Genomic DNA, 4,040 nt, shown 5'->3' with positions numbered 1-4,040 from the left:
TTTCAGCGTAGTGGAAGGGTGAACCGGCGGTAATCTCTTTTTACTAGAATAATTTAAGAGAGTGAGGTTGAATAAGTGGCTGCGATTCGTTTGATTCGTCGCCGGATACGGGGTGTTCAGAACATCGCTAAGATTACCCGGGCGATGGAGATGATTGCCACCTCCAAGTTGAGGCGGGCACAGGAGCGTGGTTTAGCCGGGCGGCCTTATGCCGAGAAAATCAGGCAGGTCATTGCCGACCTCGCTGCCTTACCTCAGGCGGGGGAAGCCTTGCACCCCCTGTTACAGCGCCGCACCGTAGCTAAAATAGCGGTGGTGCATATCACTCCTGACCGCGGTTTGTGTGGTGGGCTTAATGCCAATATGAACCGTATTGCCGCCGGATTTATTGCGGAGCAAAGTGTACCGCTGGTCTTTACCTGTGTGGGGCGTAAGGGGCTGGATTTTATGAGACGGTACGGACGTGACGTTCGGGCTGAGTTTACCGGGCTGGGTGACCGCCCGGGCTTCCTCGATACTTTACCCATATCTCGAATCATTATTGACGATTACACTAATGGCAGTATCGATGCCGCTTATCTGGCTTATACTCAGTTTGTCAGCACCATCGTGCAGAAACCGGTGATACAGCAGATACTGCCGGTCGAGCCCGCGGTGATACCTAAAGCCCAGAACGTTGATTATATCTACGAACCCAGTCCGGAGGTCGTGTTAGCCGGCCTTCTGCCGCGGTTTGTTGAGATGCAGATTTATCATGCTATCCTGGAGTCTATTGCCAGCGAGCAATCGGCCAGGATGGTGGCGATGCGCAATGCTACGGATAGTGCTCGGGACCTGATTGATGATTTAACCCTGATGTATAATAAAGTCCGGCAGGAGTCAATTACTAAGGAGCTTTTGGATATTGTCGGCGGGGTCGAGGCTCTCGCTTAATAGAGGAGGTTCTTATGGCTAAAGGTAAAGTGGTCCAGGTAATCGGGACAGTGGTGGACATCGAATTTCCGCCCGACGCTCTGCCCGGACTTTATCATGCTATTGAGATTAAGGGTGATGGCAGCAAGATTGTCCTTGAAGCCCAGGGACATATCGGCAATAACTGGGTGCGCTGTCTGGCGTTATCACCGACCGACGGGCTGGCACGGGGTACCGAAGCTGTGGATACCGGGGCACCGGTGACGGTACCGGTAGGCCGAGCGACCCTCGGGCGCCTGTTTAATGTTGTCGGTGAGGCATTAGACAATCTTGGTGAGGTTAAAGCTGAGGAGCGCTGGTCAATCCACCGTCCTCCGCCGACGCTCCTGGAACAAGAAACTACTACCCAGATGCTGGAGACCGGGCTCAAGGTTGTTGACCTGATTACTCCCTTCACCAGGGGTGGTAAGGTGGGGGCTTATGGTGGGGCGGGAGTGGGTAAGACGGTGATTATTATGGAGCTAATCCGCAATATTGCCACTGAGCATGGCGGTTTCTCTGTTTTTACCGGTATCGGTGAGAGGTCGCGCGAGGGTAATGACCTGTGGCATGAAATGAAGGCTTCCGGGGTGATTGATAAGACGGTGATGGTCTTTGGTCAGATGAATGAACCACCGGCGGTTCGCCTGCGCGTGGGGTTGACGGGATTAACGATGGCAGAGTATTTCCGTGATGTCGAGCATCAAGACGTTTTGCTCTTTATCGATAATATTTACCGCTATACCTTAGCCGGTATGGAAGTGTCAGCGCTGCTGGGACGGATGCCCTCAGCCGTGGGTTATCAGCCTACTTTAGCTACCGAGGTTGGCGAACTGGAGGAGAGGATTACCTCGACGAAGAAAGGCTCGATAACCTCGTTCCAGGCTGTTTACGTTCCGGCGGATGATTATACTGACCCGGGAGTGGTAACTACCTTCGGTCACCTTGATGCCGTTATTGCCCTGGAGAGGTCCATTGCCGAGCAGGGCTTATATCCGGCGGTTGACCCGCTAACCTCAAATTCGCGGATACTGGCTCCTGATATTGTCGGCGAGGAGCACTATCGGGTCGCTCGTGAAGTGCAGCAGGTGCTGCAGCGCTATAAAGACCTCCAGGATGTCATCGCCATTCTGGGCATTGAGGAACTTAGTGATGAGGATAAACTTACTGTCGCCCGGGCTCGTCGAATACAAAGATTCTTGTCTCAACCGATGTTTGTCACCGAGATTTTTACCGGCAGGCCGGGGAAGTATGTATCAATAGCGGAGACAGTGCGTGGCTTTAAGGAGATTCTGGAAGGTAAACATGATGCTCTGCCGGAACAAGCCTTTTATATGGTGGGGACGATAGATGATGCGGTAGAGCAGGCGAAGAAAATGGGGGCATAGGCTCATGGCTGGTATCAGACTGGATGTTGTTACTGCGGAACGGGTGGTCTATTCGGCCGAGGTGGATGTGGTTATTGCGCCGGGTATTGAGGGTCAGCTGGGTATCCTGCCCCATCATGCCCCTTTGATGACCACCTTGCTGGCCGGGGAGCTGCGTATGAGGCAAGGCGGAGAGGAGCATTCTTTAGCTATTTCTGGCGGTTTCCTTGAGGTGCGTCCGGACAGGGTTATCGTTCTGGCGGAATCGGCGGAAAGAGACGAGGAAATTGATTTAGCTCGCGCTGAGGAGGCCAAACGGCGTGCTCAAGAGAGGCTTATTCATCCCACTCCCGAGGTTGATATCGCGCGGGCTGAAGCGGCACTACGCCGCGCTGTAGCTCGCCTTAAGGTGGCGGAGAGAAGGAGAAGAAGACTCCAAAGGATATAAGCCCATTTATCTTTATAATGGGTTGCCGGTTGGGCTGGTGTCTGCTTGGTTCCGCCTAGGCTATTTGATGGCGTAGAGGTTACCGTCAAGCGAGCCGATATAAATCGTTCCGTCAGCTACGGTGGGGGATGATGTACTCCCCTCTCCAACGGGGATGTCCCAGAGCTTAGCACCGCTGGCGGTATCCAGAGCCAGGAGCCATCCGTCTTTGCTAGCGATGTAGAGTGTGGTATTTAACACGGCGGGTGGGGAACCGAGGGAACCTATCGTCGCGGTAGTTTCGAATTCCCAGCGTTTTTCTTGTTTCTGAAGGTCAATAGCGAATAGCTTGTTGTTGGAACTGGTGTAGATGGTGTCATTCATCACTACGGGAGAGGAAATGACGGCTCTATCTACGATGAGTCCCCAGAGAAAGCCGGATTGGGGTGGGGGGAAAGGCACTCCGGGTATACCCATAAACCATAGTTGCAGCCAGTAAGGAGTAAGCTCATTCTCTCTGGGCCAATTCCGGGCATTGCCATTCAGGGCGAATAAGTAGCCGTAAGAGTTGGTGAAATAAATTACTTCATTGAGTACCGCCGGAGAAGATACCACCGTATAGTATGCCTTAAAACGAAGGCGTGGTTTTCCGGTCAATGCGTTTAAGGCATAGCCGAAGTCACTCGACCCTACGTAAAGGATACCGTTGGCCACTACCGGTGATGAGACGATAGGTGCTTCCGCTTCGAAATCCCAGAGCTTTATGCCCGTTGCCGCGTCCAGGGCATAGATATGAAAATCGTCAGCGCCAAAATAAACGATGCCACCGGCTACCGCCGGCGAAGACGAAATCGCATATTGAGTTTTGAAGTCCCACAGTTTTTCACCGCTATCGGCGTTAAGGGCGTAGAGCCTGCCGTCATTTGAGCCGAAATAGGCGACACCATTGACCACTGCCGCTGAGGAGGTCACCCAGCCACTCGTTTGGTATTCCCAGCGTTTGGTGCCAGTGGCGGTATCTACGGCGTAGAACTTGAAATCCCTTGAGCCGACATAGACAGTGCCATCCGCAACTACCGGCGATGAGTCTATTGGAGCCGGCGTCGAGAAAACCCATTTCAGCGTCCCTTGCGGTAAGGGTCCACCGGGGTCGTTACTGCCGGAGCGGCTCAAGTCATGGCGAAACATCGCCCATTCTCCGGGGGCGGAATCAGAGTTTATCCCCTGAGATGGTCTAGCCATGACATCGGTGAAAGTGTATAAACCGAGGAAAGCAATCGATAGCGGGATGAGGC

Annotated in this window: 4 protein-coding genes; 3 read left to right on the top strand and 1 reads right to left on the bottom strand. The window is 53.3% G+C overall.

Annotation, left to right across the window (positions count from 1 at the left end; genetic code table 11):
• Window positions 1–75 precede the first annotated feature (75 nt).
• Genes atpG through Q8Q07_00455 form a run of 3 tightly spaced genes read left to right on the top strand, consistent with a single transcriptional unit; the run spans window position 76 to window position 2,766 of the window.
• Complete coding sequence (gene atpG, locus Q8Q07_00465) at window positions 76–933, top strand: ATP synthase F1 subunit gamma (protein ID MDP3878765.1); 858 nt, start codon at window positions 76–78, stop codon at window positions 931–933.
• A gap of 14 nt (window positions 934–947) precedes the next feature.
• Window positions 948–2,339 carry a F0F1 ATP synthase subunit beta gene (gene atpD / locus Q8Q07_00460; protein MDP3878764.1) on the top strand — a complete coding sequence of 464 codons (1,392 nt, stop codon included), beginning with the start codon at window positions 948–950 and terminating at the stop codon, window positions 2,337–2,339.
• Window positions 2,340–2,343: 4 nt separating this feature from the next.
• Window positions 2,344–2,766, top strand: coding sequence for a F0F1 ATP synthase subunit epsilon (locus tag Q8Q07_00455; GenBank protein ID MDP3878763.1), 423 nt, complete (start codon window positions 2,344–2,346; stop codon window positions 2,764–2,766).
• 60 nt (window positions 2,767–2,826) lie between these two features.
• Here Q8Q07_00455 and Q8Q07_00450 read toward each other — a convergent pair.
• Window positions 2,827–4,040, bottom strand: a 1,214-nt coding sequence (locus Q8Q07_00450; GenBank protein MDP3878762.1) for a PQQ-binding-like beta-propeller repeat protein, incomplete at its 5' end; no start/stop codon positions are given.

Source organism: Dehalococcoidales bacterium (assembly GCA_030698765.1).
In the GTDB taxonomy this organism is placed as follows: Bacteria; Chloroflexota; Dehalococcoidia; order Dehalococcoidales; family UBA2162; genus JAUYMF01.
The sequence above is the reverse complement of the archived record's forward strand: the minus strand, read 5'-3'. Positions and strand labels throughout refer to the sequence as shown.